Raw genomic sequence first — 17,899 nt, 5'->3', positions numbered from 1 at the left:
GGCGTTGCAACGAGATCATGGGTACCCGCGTGCGGCTTGGCGTCTTTCCTGCTGACTTGCTCTTCCTTGCACTTTGTTGTACTTTTCACAGCTACTTCGCGGGAAGTGCAAGGCGGCGGGAGGAACTTTACCGGATTACGCTATTTAACATCTTGCAGAGTAATGACTTATGTTGATATTGGCCGCTATTTGTCTGTAAGATCAATAATATCAAATATTTGCACGCGTGGATCTCACCATGACCAAGAACATAGCATGGCGGACAGGATTGAACATTGCCCTTCTGATATTCACTTGGGCGGCGAGTGTCTCGCTCGGTGCGGCGGGACCTGCCGGCGACGGCTGCGATGTCGTCTGGGATTCGCCCAGTGCCGATCAGCTTGGGTCGATGCCCCTGGGCAACGGGGACATTTCCGTCAACGCCTGGGTCGAGCCCTCGGGCGAGCTGGGGATGCTGATCGGCAAGACCGACTCGTTTTCGGAGAACGGGCGGCTGCTCAAGATCGGCCGCGTGCGGGTCAAGTTCTCGCCGCCTCTGCCGGTGCAGCCGTTCTCGCAGCGGCTGGCGCTGCAGGATGGGCAGATGATCGTGACGGCCGGTCAGGACGCCCAGGCGACGACCCTTCGCGTGTGGGTCGACGCCCATAATCCGGTGATCCGCGTCGAGTGCGAAGGCGCGGCCGCGCGAGGCTGCACGGCGAGCGTCGAGTTGTGGCGCACGCAGGAGAAGCCCTACACCGTCAACCCCGGCGAGCATTCGGAGCAGGGTCTGACGCAGGCCGACAAGACGCTGGTCGACCTGGCCGACATCGTCGTGCCGGCGGCGCCGGGCAGCGGGCAGATCGTCTGGTACCACCGCAACACGCGGAGCATCTATCCGCTGGTCCTGAGGCTACAGCACCTGGAGAAACTCGCCGCGACGCACGCCGATCCGCTGCTCAACCGCACTTTCGGCGCGGCCATGTGGGGGTCGGGCATGACGGCCGGCCAGGCGCTGGTCCTCACGTCCGCAGCCCCGCAGACGCGGCGCGTGATCTCGATCGCCGTGCTGACCGCCCAGACGACGACTCCCGAAGCCTGGCTCGACCAGATCAAGACGCTCAGCGGAAGAATCGCCGCACTCGACGTCGCCAAGTCGCGCCAGGCGCACCAGCAGTGGTGGAAGGACTTCTGGCAGCGAAGCTGGATCGTCGTGCGCGACGCGCAGGCGGGGCAGCCGGACAAGATCAGCGAGGCTCAGATCGTCACGCGCGGCTATGCGCTGCAGCGATACATGCTGGCCTGCTGCAGCCGCGGCCCTCTGCCGCCCAAGTTCAACGGCGCCACCTTCACCGTCGACGGCCCTGGCATCGAGCCCGACTTCCGCCGCTGGGGCAGCAACTACTGGTTCCAGAACAACCGGTGGCTCGTCTGGCCGATGCCCGCCTGCGGCGACTACGAGATGATGCAGCCGTTTTTCGACATGTATCTCCAGGCCCTGCCGCTGGCGAAAGACCGCACGCGGCTGTACTACGACCACGAGGGGGCGTTCTTCCCCGAGACGATGTATTTCTGGTGTACGCCGAACCTCTGCGACTTCGGCCTGACGAACCCCGGCAAAGAGCCCTCGAGCGCGTACATCCGCTACTACTGGCAGGGCGGCATCGAGCTGGTCGCGATGATGCTCGACCGCTACGACCACACGCAGGATGACGCCTTCGCGAGCAAGACCCTTGTGCCGATGGCCGAGAGCATCATGCTGTTCTTCGACCGCCACTGGAAACGCGGGGCCGACGGCAAGATCCGCTTCCACCCCGCCCAGTCGCTGGAGACCTGGCAGGACGCCGTCAACCCCCTGCCGGAAATCGCCGGCCTGCGATACGTCCTGCCGCGCCTGCTGGCCCTGCCGGAGAAGCTCACCACGCCCGCCCAGCGCCAGGTGTGGACGAAGATGCTCGCCGACCTGCCCGCCGTGCCGACGCTCACGCGGCGCAACAAGCGGCTCCTGGCCCCGGCCGAGACGTTCGGCAGATCGGGCAACACCGAAAACGCCGAGCTTTACGCCCTCTTCCCCTACCGCCTCTACGGCGCAGGCCTCCCGCAGATCGAACTGGCGCGCGACAGCTTTAACGCCCGCCGCTTCCGCAAGGACGGCTGCTGGAGCCAGGACGCCGTGCATGCTGCCGCCGCGGGCGAGGCCGCCGCCGCACGAAAGAGCGTCGTGGCCCACTTCTCGACCAGCACCCAGCCGCAGCGCTTCCCGGCTTTCTGGCACGCCGGCAACGACTGGCGGCCGGACATGGACAACGGCGGCACGGCGATGACCGCCCTGCAGCACATGCTCATGCAGACCGACAGGCGGAAGATTCACCTGCTGCCGGCCTGGCCGGCGGGCTGGGACGCCGACTTCAAGCTCCACGCGCCGTACAACACGACCATCGAGGCCAAAGTCCGCGCCGGCAAGATCGAGAACCTCAAAGTCACCCCCGAGTCGCGCCTGAAAGACATCCTGGCCCCGTAGCATGGGCATCCTGCCCATGAGTCGCACGGCGTCTCGCCCATGCTCTCGGGTGTTGCGGACATCTCGCCCGCGCGGCATGGGCATTACACCCTGAGCCTCTCGAAGGACTCCCCCGTGCTCTTTGGTCTTGGCCAGAATCAGAAGGTTTCTGTCCCTTTAGCCCCCTGACCCTTTAGCCCCCTCACAGCAGGACACCGCTGGCAGCAAACCTGCGGCTCATATAGAGACGCCTTCCGACATCCAACTCGACGGTATCAGTGCGGGATCGTCTTTCCCCTCTCGCCAGTTCGCTACCTCATGCACTGCGTACTCACCCCAGGTGTCCTTGTCGGCGTGCTCCGTCACAATGATCTGAAGCGGCACATCCATGCACGCGATGCTGTCCGCCAACACCCGAAATATCGCCTTAGCCTTCTGAACGTCATTATCAAGTTTAAGTGCTTGGCGATTATCGTAAGCATCAGCTTGCGTTGGAAAATACACTTGAGTCGGCTGGTCAATAATCAAGAAGGATGGAACATGCGACATGCTGGCCTTCGCCCCAAAGGCCTTATGGAGTGCCAGGAATGTCGCTAGGTGGTATCCCATCCAGTTCTCACCGCTGCCAAGTTCCGACAGCAGTGTTCTTGATGCCCCCTCACCAGAAGACGAGAAGACTAGTGTAAGACGGTTTAGATCAATTGTTGGATTCTCTTCCGACCACTCCAAGCCAAGCTGCGATGCAAAGCCGGAGATACTGGCCGACAAGCGAGCAAGAACATCTTTAGTGCGACTGGTACGCCTGCCAATACCATACTTCTCCCGTATGTCCTTCGCCTGTGTTTCGAGTGCAGTCTTTCTGCCTTCCAAGGAAGTAGCTGCGCCGCCCACATCGACAGTGGCAAGCAGTTGCTCTATCTGTCCTATCAGCCGTGCCGCGACTCTCTCCGCGTCCTGGAACATCTTTACCTCGCTTTGCCGACTTTCCAGTTGACTCAGATGTTGGGTTAGCTTCCAGATTCTCGACTCCACGTTGTGCAACTCATCGTGTACATCCTTCGTGAGGGCCAAGAGTCTACCCGTCTGTACCTCGTCGGAATCTCCCACTCGCGATCGGAGGGCCTCTGCTTCCGTAGCCATATTGTTAAGCGCGTCCTGGACTACAGCCGTAAGTGATCCGCAGAACGGGCACGTTGTGCCTCTGGCAAGTTGTCGAAGTTGATCGGCAACGGAGAGTCTTTCCAACTGCACCTCCAAGCTCTGGCGGTAATCCTTCGTTGTCTCCTGCCAATGAGTGCAGCGTACCAATTTGCGTTTCAGCGACTGACGTCGTTGCTCAAGTCGCTCTAGCCCTTGACGCACATGCACAAGGTGCTTGGCAAACCGCTCAGCCATTCCGACAGGCGATGGCCTCTTATGCTCATCGTATAGCTGCTTGGCAGTGCTGAGGATCGATGTGTAGGATATATCTTCATCGGCATCATCAACCGCCAAGTTGTCGGGGATAAGACCGGCTTCCAGTGCTCTTTCATATAGTGTCTTGCCTTCCTCTTGCCACGTATCGACGGCCTCCCGTCGTGCCTTGATCTGCTCGCCTAAGTCTCTGATTTCTCTCATTAGCTCGCCGTAATGGAGCTCTGCCAGAAGCCCTTCTTGCGTTACGGCGCCCACAGCCAAGGGAAGAATCTTCTTCAGCCGTTCAAAGTAAACGTAATCATCTGTACGATAGAACAGCGTCTGAGGATTCGCAACAATGTGCTGTGGAAGAAAGTTGAAGGCAATCAAATCACGAAACCCTGGCGCGCCGCCGAAGGATTCTTGCGCTCTCTTGAAGGCCTCCAGGGGGATAGCGGCTAGGCCAGCTTCGGCATTCAGAAGCTCCTTAACGTCCTCGAAAGACTTGGTGCGCTCAAGGGACTGTGGCAGAGGGCTGCAAGCCCCTTCTGAGGTCAAGACACAGAAGTCACGCGAAGCCACCTGATCACCGGGCTCTCTCCGCGCGATGAAGACATACCTGCCTGCCAGTTGCAGACCAATCCCATACCATGCCACCGTAGTACGAATCACTCCTTTAGGGATTTGGCAGACACTGCTGGCAAGGCAATAGTCGATAATCTTCCCTACAGCGGATTTGCCTCGTTTACTGGTCCCTGTGATAACATTAACGCCTGTCGGTTCAAGGTGAAGGACGCGCGGCCGATGACGTTGATCCTTTGGGTAGAGTATTATTTGCCCAATATAGCATTTCATAGCCGCACTCCTAGCAGCGCAAACAGTTGAGGTGTTGAATAGAACGGAAACCATGCAGCGAGACGTTCACACGCCCTCAATCTCTGTTTGATCGATGAGGGCAGGTGCATACCGCGCACGGCGTGCGCGGCGATATCAACATGCAGCCGGCAGTCGCGCCCGCAAGACAGCCAACCACAAGAGTCAGCGAATAGTATTGATCGCATCGAAAGCGACATGAAGGCCGAGACTCTATCCTGTAGCCCCGAGCGGATAGAAGGGCAACTAGACAATGCAGGCTCAAGGCCGGTCTGGAAACGCATTGTCGCTATCTGGTTCACGGTAGGCTGGTGAAGAGCCATGGGCAGCACAAGAAATACCTTCCATGGGTCAATATTCGCATCATGTGCATGTTCCTGCCATTTATGCCCAAACGCGGCGAGGAGAACTGCTCCCAATGCAGGATTCAGCAGGTTATCTGCAATCTCGCGAGTCATACCTTCTCCACAGGAAGATCTCCTGAGAAGTGCGGATGCCAATAAACCTGATCCTGCTCAGCAAGATAGTGCAATGTTCCAGAAGAAAAGTAGCCACTCCCTATGGTCACGCCACAAAGATGAAGCTGTGGACAAGCCATGGTACGCGTCCAGATTAACTTGCCTTGCCGCACTGCCTCGAAGTCGGGGTGCTCGACAAGGATCTCGTGCTTCTTCATCGTCCAGTGTCGCCTGCTGTCTTTGTCTAGCTGCTCGAAGTCGGTGGGCAAAACCTCAGCCTGATCGAGAAGCCGAGTCTTCTCTGATTGAGTACGTAGAAAGTCCAGGATCGAATCGGACACCATGTCATCAGTTAGCTCGATGCTTAGGAGGTGGTCGACAAATCTCTTGCTCCGGCTGCCTGCCACATCCGCAGGCTGCAGGATAATCTCTACTTCAGGACGAAGTCGCCATCGCTCAGAGCGGACACGATAAACTATTTTCCCCAGAGCTGTGAGAAAAACCTCCCGACCTACTACGACGGACTGCTGACGCTGCCAATGATCCATACAGAATGCAAACAGCCATCCAACGATTGATTCGGCCACTTGCGTCTTGATTGACTCGATGCACTGCAGCGAACGGGCGACGCTGTTCACGTCACCCTCAATAGCATATGAGACTTCAAGCTTGGAGAGGACTTTCTCCAGAGACGCCCTATGTTCGGAAAGAAATGGGAGTATCTCTTGGACCGTAGCGTCAGCAGCTTCGTAGGCTAAGAGATCTGTCGCGACGGTTGAGTCGCGTTCCAACAGGCGCCCGATGAAGCTACTGGCTTGGGGCCTCACAGTGCTGTTGGTCACAAGGGTATATTGATGGAGTGCCTGCCCGTGCGTCTCTTCGAGTTCAACCCAAATTCTGAGTGTCTTCCACAGGTTGCTTCCTGAGTCCACTAGCGGATTTGTATGAACGAGCGTAGCCTTGTCCTGTTCAGCTTCGATGCCTGCGTAGTTGTACTCAACAACGTCGTCAAGAGTCTCTAGGGCGACGGCCTGGCAGTCTGTGTGCGTCAAGAGGCGTTCGGCAGCCCTGCAGAGCTGGAAGAAGTATCCGTAGGCCGACGCCGCAGCCGAGTATTTGCACCCGAAACTCATCCCGCTACCTTACTCATCATTAGTTACTGCAACATGCTGGCATAGTCACTACGCAGCAGGCGACTAGAAGCAGTCAATAATACACGTAGAGTGGACCCGAGGACTTGCTCTTGCTGTCCACCCTATGTAAGCAAAGCATCAATCTAAATGCTTGTCAAGCTGCATGTTCAAGGTAAGATCTCTCGCTAGCTCGGGGAGAGAATCCCGGCCAGAGGAGCGGCCGAGATATGGAGGAAGGCAGAAGGGATCAGGGGAGACGGTCAACTCGCTGGAAAGCAGGTTTGAGCCGCGATTTTAGTGCAGAAGATCGTGGTCTTGGCTGCGTTATCCGGGGCACCATACGGTTTTCGTGTCTTTCAGTTGTCTTCTTGGCCTTTCGAAACCAAATGCCGATCGGATCGAAGCTTTGGCCAAGGTGCTGAAGAAATAGGACTCGTGGCGATCCATACCTATTCTCTGGCCTTGAAGGTTTTCTTGTCGTTGACGGGGAACGACTTGATGTCGTCGCCGGCGGCGTTGCCGGGCAGGCCGATCACTCGCATTTCCATCGTGTCGCCTTTGACCTCGAAGACGCAACAGTGCGGCGCCACGAAGCCGGCCCAGTTGGGTTTGTTTTTGGGGCCGAAGGGATTGGAGTTCTGCGCTCGGCTGAAGCTGAAGCCGTACACCTTGCCGATGCATCCGGTGCAGATCTGCGTCACGCCCTTGTCCGGCGTCGGCTCGCAGCGCTCGTAGTCCGGATCCCAACTGGCCAGCATGAGCGTGGCCTTGTATTTGCCCAGCAGCGGGAGAATCACGTCGCGCGTCGGCTTGAGGACGCGCTCCATGCCGCGGCTGTTCTTGCCCGAGGCGTACCCCGGGATGCCGCACAGCACGACGACGAATTTCTCCTTCGCCGCGGCCAGTTCCTTCTCCAGCCACTGGGCGTTGCCGTTGCCGACTTCCCAGTCGGTCATCCGATCGATGCCGATAAAGCGCACCGACCCGATCGCCTTGGACCAGTTGTGCGACAGCCCGTCGGCGGCAGGCGTGTAGTACAGTTCCCTGGACATGCCCGCAAAGTCGCGTCCCGAAGGCGTGATCAGCGTCGGCACGCGGGCCATCAACTCGCCGGCAGGGGCGAAGTACAGCGGCTCCCAGTTGAACGTCCAGGAGCCCTGCTCCATCAGATTGCCGGTGTTGACGATGAACGCGGGCCTGGCTTTGAGGATGCGCCGGGCGTTGGCTGTCCAGTTGGTCACGCCGACGATATTGCCCCCGACATTCCCGAAAGCGATGAACGTGTACTCCGAGCCGGGCAACTCGATCGTGTACGGGCCGCTTTGGGTCTGGTGCTCGCCCACCTTGGCTGTGACGGTGTAGGCGACCTTCTTCGTGCCCTTGGGCACCTCCACGCGGATGCGGTGCCAGATCTTTCCGCTCGAGGCCGCCGTCACGGCCTTGCCGCCATCGGGCGCAGCCTCGACCGTCGCCTCGGCCGGCAATTGCGTGCGGAAACACAGGGTGAAATACCCGTCGCCGAAGTCGCCCAGGACGGGGCCGTTGATGATTTTTGTCGGCTGGGCGGCGGCTGACACCACTCGCGCGTCAAGAGCCTTTGCGGGCTTGGAGCCCCAATAGGTGTACACATGGCCGCGAACCTCGACCGTGTTTGCGCCCTTCTTGATTTCGCCCTCGAGCGGCGCCCAGAAGACGAGCACGCCGCTGTTGGAGAGCTTGACGGCCTTGCCGTTGAAGGTGATCTCTGCGTTGAGCAGCGTCGGGCAGAAGCCCAGGTCCTTCCAGTACCCGCCGCTGGCGAGGATCAGGTCGCCCGAGCAGATCGAGGCGCGCGGGTCGGGGCCTTCCTCGGCGAGGCGCACCCACAGGCCGGCGATTTTGCCCGGATCGGCAACGTCGAATGTGCCCTTCCAGACATACGAGTTGATCGGGCGGGCCTGCTGGTTGACGTCGATGCCAGCCGGCGGCCCCGCCGGCGGACCGGCCTGCGCAGTGCCGGCGAACGTCTTTCCGCCGTCGGTGCTGTACTGCCACGTGACCGCCACCGGAGCGGTCTTGATGTTCTCGAATGGCCCGGCGGCCTCCTCAGCCTGAATCGAGGAAGAGCCCGCCGCAATGATAAGGATCAGGATGGCGACCGTGTTCAGTTGACGCATGTAATGCTCCCGATTCTGTTGCCGCATATTTGCGACGCGACCTAGATGATACTCCCGCCACGATGTCCCGCCCAGTCCCAGGATCAAATTTCCTATCAGTAATTTCCTATCAGTCACATAACTCAGCCGGATATTCTGTGGTTGTTCTTGCATGCGCAGGAGATGGGGCCAGTGGGACAGATGCCTTGGAACCGCAAGGAGCAAGACTATGACCTACGCGACGCGTAGGGGTTGGCAGATTGGGTCGGCGATCGTGATGGCCGTGGCCGTGCTGTTGGGGTGCTTTATGTTCGTCAAGGCGCGGCTGATGTGTCCGGTGTTGTTCGACATCTACGCCAAGATGGGCGTTTCGCTGCCTGCCCTGACTCAGTGGCTGATGCTGCATCCGCCGTATTGGCCGCTCATCTGCTTTTGCGCAATCCTGATCGGAAAAGAGGCTGTCCCCTTCAACCCGCTCGTCAAAGGAATCATCAACATCACGGCGATCCTCGCGGTACTGGCCGCCATGGCGGTCTTCGAGATCGGGATGTTCATGCCCCTGTACGGTGTCTTGCGCAATGCGGCCGCATGCTAGGGCGGCAGGAGTTCACCGCAGTGCAACCTGTCGGCTATCAGCTACATACCCCGGGTCCTGGCCAGCCCCAGGATCAAATTTGCTATCAGTTCAGTAACCGCACCTCACCGGGCCGGCCTGACGTCGTAGGCGATGTTGGCCGCTCCCACACCGGCCTCTTTGCAGGCCGCCACGGCCGCGGCCACGGTGCCGTGTAGAGCGTTCCGATCGCCGCGAATGAGCGTCTTGAGATGAGGATCGCCCTTGACGGCGGACTTGAGCATCGCGGTTAACTCATCGAGCTTCATCTGCCGCCCGGCAGCGACATAGCGTGATTCGCCCGGGCCGCCCATAACGTTGATCACGAGCAGCTTGCCGCTGGCGCTGATCGAAGAAGGTTGCTCCGGAACCGGCTCGGGCAGCACGATCTGCTCATCTCCCTCGCGTCCCTCGAACCGGAACCAGTCCAGCGTCTGGACGTTCTGGTTGGGGAAGATTAGGAACAGATCGTGGCGGCCAATGGTCTTCTTGATCGGGCAGGTCGGCTGGCCGAACTGCAACTCGCCGATGAGCCCGCCGTCGGGGGCGTCGAGGCGCAGTTCTACGGCCGTGCCCTGGTGCGGCTGGATCGCCAGTTCTTTTCCCGGCGGGCCGGGCACGATAAACGCATCGCCCACGGCGCGGTAATGCATCGTGACGCTGGCCCAGAAGTTGCCCCAGCCGTGCATGTCGGGCTTCCAGGGCTTGTCGTCCTGCACGACCTTCACCAGCAGCTCGTTCCAGCCCTTGCGGAAGGTCATCGCCACCCGCGGTGAGTCGTTCACGCCGCCGACCTTCGAGAAAACCTCCTTGCCGTTGAGCCAGACCTTCACGCCGTGGCTGCCGCGGATCTCGACGCCGGTGCGGCCGCCGCTTTTGGCGTAGATGCTCGAACGCATGTACGCGGCGCTGTTGGCGTGGTTCTCGCCGTTGGCGACGTCGCAGTTGATCACGCCAAGGGGGTGCTTGACGGTCGCACGGCTGACCAGCGGCTCGGTCACGGTGGTCCACGCGACGGCCGCGGGGTCCTTCTCCGGCGCGAAGGGCACGTCGATCAGTTCGGGGCCTTTCCTGCCCGCCTGTGTGTAGGCGGGGCTGACCTGCCAGTACGGGATCGGGCACCAGGAGTCGCCCAGCTCCATCGCGGTGATCGTCTTGCCGCCCAGCGTCGTCGCGAAGGCCTGCCTGGGCGCCAGCCACTCCAGCCTCGCGCGGAAGAGCTTGAAGCGCCCGTCGCCAAAGTCGACATTGCCATATCGCACCCATGCGCCCTTGTCCAGGCCGCGGGTAGCGTAGGGGCGCAGCCGCTCGCCGGCGGCGTGCATCTTGTAGAGCCGAGTGAAGTTCGCCGCCTTCCACGTTTCACCGGCCGGGTGCGCCAGCACGTCGGTCAGCTTGAAGGGATAATCATTCCGCAGGCCGATCTTCGCCATGTCTGTCTGCTGGAAGCCCAGCTTGAGGGCGGGCGAGTCGGCCTTGAGGCGATAGTCGGTGTAGTGGGCGTCCCACCACGGCCGCTTGCGGTCGAACATCGGGTCGGCGTACAGCGAGCCCTTTTCCATCTTGCCGCCCCTGGCGGTCTCTTCCACCTGGCGCTGAATGCGGACGCGATCCTCCTTCGAGCCGGCCTGGTCGCCCATCGGCTGGTACCAGTAGACGTTGCCTTCGACCTGCTTGAGGATCGGGTGGGCCACGCCGGCGACGGTCTCGTGCCCGTGCCCGCCGTGGTAGAGCGTCGGAATCTGCGCGGCCAGAATGTTGTGCGACCAGATCATGTCGTGGGCCGCCTCGACGAACGGCCCGATCGTCGCGGCGCCGGAGAGCATGCTGTCGGCGACGATGTTGCACACGTTGGCCTGGTCGTTGCCCTTGGCCATGATCGCGCGGCTGCGCCCGCCGCCGACGATCCAGTACATCACATTGCCCCGCAGCGTCGCGGCGTGCGAACCGTCGTCGTTGAACAGCGTGTGCATCCACTCGTCCCAGCCGCCATTCTGCACCTGGTCGTGCAGGGCGTTGTACTCCCAGACGTTGCCGGTGCCCGCGCCCCACATCTCGATCATCCCCATGTCGCTGCCGGACCGCGCGATCTGCGAAAAGTCGTTGTAGCGCACGACGTTGTTGCGCGAATGGTTCAGCTCGGCGCCCTGGTTGGCTTCGGTCACCACATAGCCGTCGTAGTACCTCACGCCCGCGTCGTCGAAGGGCTTCTCGGCAGATTCGTTCCGCTGCGGCGTCTGGGTGTAGCGGTAGAGGATGTTGATCATCTTCGGCCGCCAGCCCTTGGTCGCCACGCCGTAGCGTGTGATGCCGCGAAAGACGTTGTGCTCGACGACGTTGTCGCCGCTGAAGACCACGTACACGCCGCCGCCGTCAAAGGCGAACCGCCCGATGTCGTAGAAGACGTTGTTGCGCACGACGTTCTTCTTGTTGACGTACGAGGCGGCGAGGGTCTTGAAAGGCCCGCGCCCGCACTCCCAGCCCAGGAAGAACAGGCCGTTGCAGCCTGCGTTTTCGATCCAGCAGTTCTCGACGCGGTTGTCCTGGGCCCAGCGATGGAACATGCCGGCCATGAACCCCGCGCCGTAGAGCTTGCAGTTGCGGATCACGATGTTGCGGGCGTTCTCGACGAAGACCTGCGCGTGGCGCATGTCCGGGGCCATCACGCCCAGCGGTCGCCCGTTCCAGAGCCGACCATCGTATTGGCCGTCCCAGCCGATGAAGTCCGTCACCCCGCGCGTCCACTGGCTGGCGAAGTCCGAACCGATCATGTACAGGCCGTCGAAGACGAGATTGCCGGCGATCTGCTCCATTGAGCGCCCCTTGATCACCAGCACGTCCTTGGCCGTCCCCAGCACCACGACCTGCTCCTCGATGGGCGTTCGACGCGGGATGTAGATCAGCCGCGTGCCCTCGCGACGCCAGTTGCCCTCGGCCGTGCCCTCGAACTGGTGGAACATGCCGCCGTTGGCCGCGCGGTCGTTCTCATAGAGCGTGAAGTGCTCCTGCAGGTCCGGCACGTCGGCGGCGACTTCGGTTTCGCTGTGCTTCTTCCAGTTCACGATCCGCCGCCCGCCATAGAGGCGGCTGCCCAGGTTCGGCGCGCCGCGGTACGTGATCGTGTGCCCGTCGCGCCCGCCGTCGCGGTCGTCGAAGACCACCGGCGCCTCGATGAAGTAGTTGCCCGCCCCGACGTGGACGACGATGTCCTCTTTCATCCCGCCGGCGATCTTCGCCCGCACCAGGTCGCGCGCCGCCGCGATCGTCGCCACCGGCTTGTCAGCCGTGCCGCCGTTGGCGTCGTCGCCGCCCGGAGACACGTAGAAGTCCGCAGCGGCCAGAGAATGGCAAAATGACAAACCCACAAGTAAACATGCCGTTGCGCAGTGATATATGCCGAGCTTTCTCATACTCTCCCTCACGCGTTATCCGACGTTATATCGTCGGCGCGCCCGATTTGAAATACTGCCAAGCCGCTATCGCGCCGGGGAGTGTCCACCTGCGGCCGGAACGCGGTCATATGATCTGGCGCGTCGGTTTGATCTGCAGCGTCATGATTTCGCATCGCGACGGTTGGGTGAGGCAGTAGTGGACGGCCTCGGCGATGTCGTCGGCGACGAGCATTTCGCCGCGTTTCTGGCGCTGGGCTTCTTCCTGGGGGCTTGTCGGCTGCATGTCCGACCCGACGCTTCCGGGCTCGATGAGGCTGACGCGGATGCCCTTCTTGTTGAGGGTCTTGCGTAGCGAGTCGCTGAAGGCCATGACGGCGGCCTTGGTGGCGGCGTAAATGTCGCTGCCGCTCTCTCGCACATGGGCGCTCATCGAGCCGATGTTGACGATGTGCCCCTGGTTGTCCTTCATGCGCTCCAGCGCCAGGCGGCAGCACTGCACGTACCCGTCGATGTTCGTGTGCAGCACCGACTGCGTTTCTTCAAACCCGCTGTCGGTCACGCTGCCGCCGGCGACGGCTGCACAGTTGATCAGGATGTCCAGCCCGCCCAGATCGCGATCGACCCGGGCGAAGACCGCCTTGAGGTCGTCCGGTCGCGACTGGTCGGCTGTCAGACCGTACGCCTTGCCCGCGGCGCCATCGGCGGCCGCCAGCGCCTCGTCGAGCTCGGTCTTGCCGCGGGCGAAGGTCAACACGTCGGCGCCCTCGGCGGTGAGCATGAGCAGGATGGCCCGCCCGATGCCGGTCGTCCCGCCGGAGAGCACGATTTTCTTTCCTTCCAGCGGCTGGGGGGCGAACTTCCAGTCTTCCGGGCGGCGAGCCAGCGTTTTGTCGATGGTCTGAGTCATGACGTTCTCCTCTATTGTTCGCCGATCAATCGCCCGGCGACGCCTCAGGCCTGGCAACGGGGTTCTCCAGGCAGAACCGCAGCAGGTCTTCCACGTTCGCCGTCGCCAGGCACACGAACGAGTCGGCCGCCCCGTAGTAGACCTTCACCTCCCCGCTGTCCTCCAGAATCATACCCGTGGGAAAGACCACGCCTCCGCGAAAGCCACTGGTTTCGAACGTGTCGCCGCCGGCCATCTCGTACGGCGCCGACGGCGAGAGCACCGGCACGTTGGATACGGCCAGCACCTTGGACGGATCGTCCAGATCCAGCAGCATCAGCCCGGCGTCGTAGTGGCGGTCCCACTTGGGTTCCCACCCGCGCTTGCCCCAGGCGGCATCGTGATATACCGAGTGAAACATCGCCAGCCAACCGCCCGGCGTCAGGACCGGCTGGGGTCCGGCGCCGACGCGCTCGTTGGCGTAAGGCACCTCGGAGTAAGACAACAGCCGTCGCGAGCGTCCCCAGAACAGCAGGTCCGGCGACTCGCTGAGCCACAGCGAGTATCGCCCCGCGCCCATCGCCGCTCCGCCATAGTTGTTAAATGGGCGCTCAAAACGCAGATAGTGCCCCTTGTGCCGCTGCGGGAATATCACCAGGTTGCGGTTGTCGGGCACGGTCATCGACAGCAGCGTGAAGTGGTCGAAATCGTCCGTCACCAGCACTCCCCCGCACAGCCCCGAAGCCATGAAAAACGCCAGGCAGCAATACACTCGCCCCTCCAGCACCGTCAGCCGCGGATCGTTGACGAACAGCAACTCGCGATCGGCGTCGTGGTACGGCGAGTAGTCCTTCACCCACCGCCGGGCCTTCTCGACCGTGATGACCGGTTCGGGCGCGACCTCCCACGTCACGCCATCGGTGCTCCAGGCCAGCCCGATGTTCGTGCCCTCCAGCCGCGGGTCGCCCCAGCGGCCGTAATCGTTGCGGAACATCATCGCGTACCGCCCGGCGAACTTGACGACGCCGGCGTTGTAGACCAGCGTCGAAGGGTAAGGCACGTCGCGGGACGTCAGCAGCGGATTGCGCTGGTGCCGCACCAGCGGCGAAACGGCCCCCGAAGGGATGAGTGGATTAGGCATGGCGCTCCCCTGCTATCGCAGAAGTTTAGCGCGCTGAAAGATCAGGGATTTACCACAGAGGCTCGGAGAAAAGCGAGAGGATATATGGAGTGCGGCAGCCTTAGCTGCCGCTTTGGATGTTGTTCGATGGGAACGGTGTGCTGCTTGTCCAAAGACAGCCAAAGCGGCAGCAGCTGCTGCCGCACTCCATAGGTCGCGATCCATAGGTGGTCGCGCTGCATTATGGTTTTCCCCCGCTTCCTCTGTGACTCTGTGACTCTGTGGTAAATCCCTAATCTTCGGACCTGAAAAAGATGCCAAGCCGCAAGCGGCTTTATGCGCCGCCTTGTGCGGGCTGCATCTTTTCTTTCATGACGCGACCCATTTTGAATTTGACGGTACGCTTGGCGGCGACCTGGACGCGTTCGAGGGTCTTGGGGTTCTGGGCGGTCCGGGCGGCGCGCTGCTTGATCTCGAAAACGCCGAAGTCGCGGAACTCCAGACGGTTGCCGCTGCCAAGTTCAGCAATGACTTCGTCCAGGAAGACCTGAACGACTTCTTTCACCAGCACGCGCTTCTGGTTGGTCTTGTCGGCAATGCGATCAACGAGTTCTTTTTTCGTTACCGTATGCACTGTAGTTCCCTTCTGACCAATGTATGCCGCTGCCATCGCAAGTAATAGTAGCTAAAAGACTTCTCGCGTTCAAGCAAATTCACAGCCGCTCAGCGCGGACCGTACGGTCCCGTCGCGCTGAACTCCAGACTCGTCCCAGTGGGCCGATGACCGTCTTCCACGAACAGCGTGACGTCGTTTTCCTGCTTCAACCAGCACTCAGGAAGATAATAGAATTCCTGCGGACCGATCGACCAGTACCGTCCGACGTTGTGCCCGTTGAGAAAGATCTGGCCCTTGCCTGGACCGGAGATGCGCAGGAACAGCGCCTCGGGGGCGGGTTCATAATTGAACTGGGCCTTGTACCATGCCGGGCGGTCGCCGCCGAGGGCGCCCGAGGCGTCGGCGGGCATCTGCCAGGCGCGGCACGTCAACCGCCCCTGGGCCGTCACCGGCTCGTTGAGGCTGTACATCTTGATGTTGTCCAGCAGCTTGGCGTTGACATCGCCCCAGAGCAGGATCTTCAGGACGTTCTTGCCCTTCTTGAGTTCGGCGCCCAGCGTCGCATCGCCGAACCCGCTGCCCTGGTGAGGCAGGAACGCCACCGTGCGCTCATTGCACAGGATCGCCACGTGATGGGGCAGATCCGTGTACGCCAAGTGGATCGGCGCGACCTTGTTCAGGGTAATGACGAGCTGGGCTTCCCAGACCGGCACGCCCTGCAGGTCGTCGAGCATGAACAGCAACTGCCGCGGCACGATCCGCTTGGGGAACGCCTCGACGGCCTTGACCTTGAACTTGCCCCGCTGCAGCGCCCGCGCGTCAAAGACGTGGTTTGCCAGGCCCTTGCGCTGACCGAGCTTATGGCCGGTGCTCGGGCGGCCGAGGTTGTCGACCAGCATCGTCAGGACGTTGTCGCCCTTGCGGAAGTCGGCGTTGATGGGCGTGCGAACGGCGCCGTCGCCGCGCCCCCAGATGCCCAGGCGCTTCCCGTTGAGGTACAGCGTGGCGCGGTCCTCGCACTCGGGCAGGAACAACTGCCGCTTGACGGGTTTGTCTTCGGTGCTTTCCAGGCGATACCAGATGTAGCCGTCGTGGATGCCCAGGAAGTCGACGTCGCGCGGGCGGTCGAGCTTGAGCCACTCCAGCGTGCCGTCGCCCAGAGGCTCTTTGCTGACGCCGGTGCGGTTCCACGAGCCCAGCTTGATGGGCTTGACCGCCGCCCGGCCGGCGGGCTTGATCTTCTTGTGCGTGAGCTTGCCGTCGAAAGCGATCATCGCATACTGCGGCGCGGCATGGTTGAAGACCACGTCGGCGGCCTCGACGCCGACGAAATCCGGACCCAGAATCAGCGTCTCGTCCAACACCCACGTGCGCATCGCCAGCGAGCTGTTGACCAGCACGATCGTCAGGCCGTGCGCCTCGAGCATCACCGGTTCGTCATCGCTTCCGATGGCGGCAGTGAGCACCGCGCCGTTGAGGCTGATGCGAGCGGGCCAGCCCGCCGGACCGTGGAAGACCAGCACCTTGTGGCGGAAGAATCCCAGCGGCGTGACGTTGGACCAGTCGAGCTTGACCTGCTCGGTCAGTTGCAGACCCAGCGGAACGGCCATCGCCCCCAGCGGCTCCAGCGACACGTCAATGTCGGTCCCGTCGGGCAGCGAGACGGCGGCCCGCTTGATGTCCTGGCGGCCGTTATTGGTCACCACCGCCCATCGTCCGCGCGACCCGGAGAGGTTGAGCACGGTCGAGGAGTCGTGGATATTCACGCGGACTTCCTGGGCGTACGAGGCGGCCAGGAACTGTCCCATGTGCTGGGCCAGCAGATTCACCAGGCGGGTGGTGTAGTATTTCTCGGTGAGGCCTCCGCCTTCGGACAGCGGGGCGTCGAAGTCGAAGCTGGTGGTCTGGAAGCTGTCGGGGCCGTCGCCGGGCGAACCGGCCTTGAAGGCGAAGTTCGTGCCCCCGTGCCAGGGATAGTAGTTGAACTGGGCGCCGCAGCCGAGGATTTCCATCGCTTTGCGCGCCACGTCAGAGGCCCCGCGACGGGTATGCTGCCCGCCCCACTGATCGTAGTGGCCGGTCCACAGTTCGCTCACCATCAGCGGCGCCCCGCCCTGGCGAGCCCGCAGGCGTTTGAGATCCTGGATCGTGCGGTCCCACCCGCGTACGGTCTCGACGGCCTCGGGCACCGCCGGTTCCGTCAGGTCGTTGCAGGTGATGATGGGCACTTCAAAACCGCCGCGTCGCAGCAGTTGGCTGACGAACTCGAGGTACTGCAGGCGGTCGGGCATGGTGCGCAGCGTGTACTCGTTTTCGTTCTGGACCAGGATGATGTTGCCGCCGCGCGTGACTTGCTGCTCGGCCAGCCGCGGGAGCATCTTGCGGAAGTACTTGTCGAAGTAATGCAGGAAGGTGGCATTATTGGCCCGCAGCGCCAGACCGGGCTTGGCCAGCAGCCACGCCGGCAAACCGCCGAAGTCCCACTGCCCGCCGATGTAAGGACCCGGACGCAGGATCACGTACAGCCCCAGCTCCTCGGCGAGGCGGATGAACTCGAACACGTCATGATCGCCCATGATCTCCCATTTGCCCTCGAGAGGCTCGTGAAAGTTCCACGGAACGTACGTGCAGATGCAGTTCAGCCCCGCTCGCTTGGCTTTGAGCAGACGATCCGGCCACAGCGCCGATGGCGTGCGGAAATAATGAACGGTTCCGCTGACCAACCACAGCCGCTGGTTGTCCAGCAGGAAGCTGCCATCATCGTATGTAACAGTAGGCATTAAGGGTCTCCTTGCGTCC

Annotated in this window: 11 protein-coding genes; 2 read left to right on the top strand and 9 right to left on the bottom strand. The window is 61.7% G+C overall.

Translation table 11 applies throughout. The features are described from left to right. Nucleotides 1–238: 238 nt before the first annotated feature. Nucleotides 239–2,500 carry a DUF5703 domain-containing protein gene (locus ABFD92_15220; GenBank protein MEN6505890.1) on the top strand — a complete coding sequence of 754 codons (2,262 nt, stop codon included), beginning with the start codon at nt 239–241 and terminating at the stop codon, nt 2,498–2,500. Between the two features lie 216 nt (nt 2,501–2,716). On the opposite strand, the gene ABFD92_15215 is transcribed toward ABFD92_15220, so the two are convergent. The 4 genes from ABFD92_15215 to ABFD92_15200 form a co-directional block, all read right to left on the bottom strand. Then, on the bottom strand, nt 2,717–4,729 hold the full coding sequence (locus ABFD92_15215) for a DUF3732 domain-containing protein (protein MEN6505889.1): 2,013 nt from the start codon (nt 4,727–4,729) through the stop codon (nt 2,717–2,719). After that, nucleotides 4,726–5,205, bottom strand: coding sequence for a three component ABC system middle component (locus ABFD92_15210; GenBank protein MEN6505888.1), 480 nt, complete (start codon nt 5,203–5,205; stop codon nt 4,726–4,728). Before ABFD92_15210 ends, ABFD92_15215 begins: the two co-directional genes overlap by 4 nt. Continuing rightward, entirely contained in the window at nt 5,202–6,338 is a 1,137-nt protein-coding gene (locus tag ABFD92_15205) for an ABC-three component system protein (GenBank protein MEN6505887.1), read from the bottom strand. The genes ABFD92_15210 and ABFD92_15205 overlap by 4 nt, the downstream gene beginning before the upstream one ends. A gap of 449 nt (nt 6,339–6,787) precedes the next feature. Continuing rightward, entirely contained in the window at nt 6,788–8,494 is a 1,707-nt protein-coding gene (locus ABFD92_15200) for a hypothetical protein (GenBank protein ID MEN6505886.1), read from the bottom strand. 208 nt (nt 8,495–8,702) lie between these two features. Here ABFD92_15200 and ABFD92_15195 point away from each other — a divergent pair, with 208 nt between their 5' ends. Beyond that, entirely contained in the window at nt 8,703–9,068 is a 366-nt protein-coding gene (locus tag ABFD92_15195; GenBank protein ID MEN6505885.1) for a hypothetical protein, read from the top strand. 104 nt (nt 9,069–9,172) lie between these two features. Here ABFD92_15195 and ABFD92_15190 read toward each other — a convergent pair whose 3' ends face one another. From ABFD92_15190 to ABFD92_15170, 5 genes are all read right to left on the bottom strand, one after another. Then, nucleotides 9,173–12,406 (bottom strand): right-handed parallel beta-helix repeat-containing protein, encoded by a 3,234-nt coding sequence (locus tag ABFD92_15190; protein ID MEN6505884.1) that lies wholly within the window; start codon nt 12,404–12,406, stop codon nt 9,173–9,175. A 196-nt stretch (nt 12,407–12,602) separates the two neighbouring features. Next, the gene (locus tag ABFD92_15185; protein ID MEN6505883.1) at nt 12,603–13,385 is read right to left on the bottom strand and encodes an SDR family oxidoreductase; all 783 of its coding nucleotides are present in this window, start codon (nt 13,383–13,385) and stop codon (nt 12,603–12,605) included. A 25-nt stretch (nt 13,386–13,410) separates the two neighbouring features. Then, a complete protein-coding gene (locus tag ABFD92_15180) occupies nt 13,411–14,505 on the bottom strand; it encodes a glycoside hydrolase family 130 protein (GenBank protein ID MEN6505882.1) in 1,095 nt (364 codons plus the stop codon). 313 nt (nt 14,506–14,818) lie between these two features. Then, nucleotides 14,819–15,154, bottom strand: coding sequence for an HU family DNA-binding protein (locus ABFD92_15175; GenBank protein MEN6505881.1), 336 nt, complete (start codon nt 15,152–15,154; stop codon nt 14,819–14,821). Between the two features lie 53 nt (nt 15,155–15,207). Continuing rightward, entirely contained in the window at nt 15,208–17,880 is a 2,673-nt protein-coding gene (locus ABFD92_15170; GenBank protein ID MEN6505880.1) for a beta-galactosidase, read from the bottom strand. Nucleotides 17,881–17,899: the final 19 nt, after the last annotated feature.

This window comes from Planctomycetaceae bacterium, assembly GCA_039680605.1.
GTDB lineage: Bacteria > Planctomycetota > Phycisphaerae > SM23-33 > SM23-33 > JAJFUU01.
The sequence above is the reverse complement of the archived record's forward strand: the minus strand, read 5'-3'. Positions and strand labels throughout refer to the sequence as shown.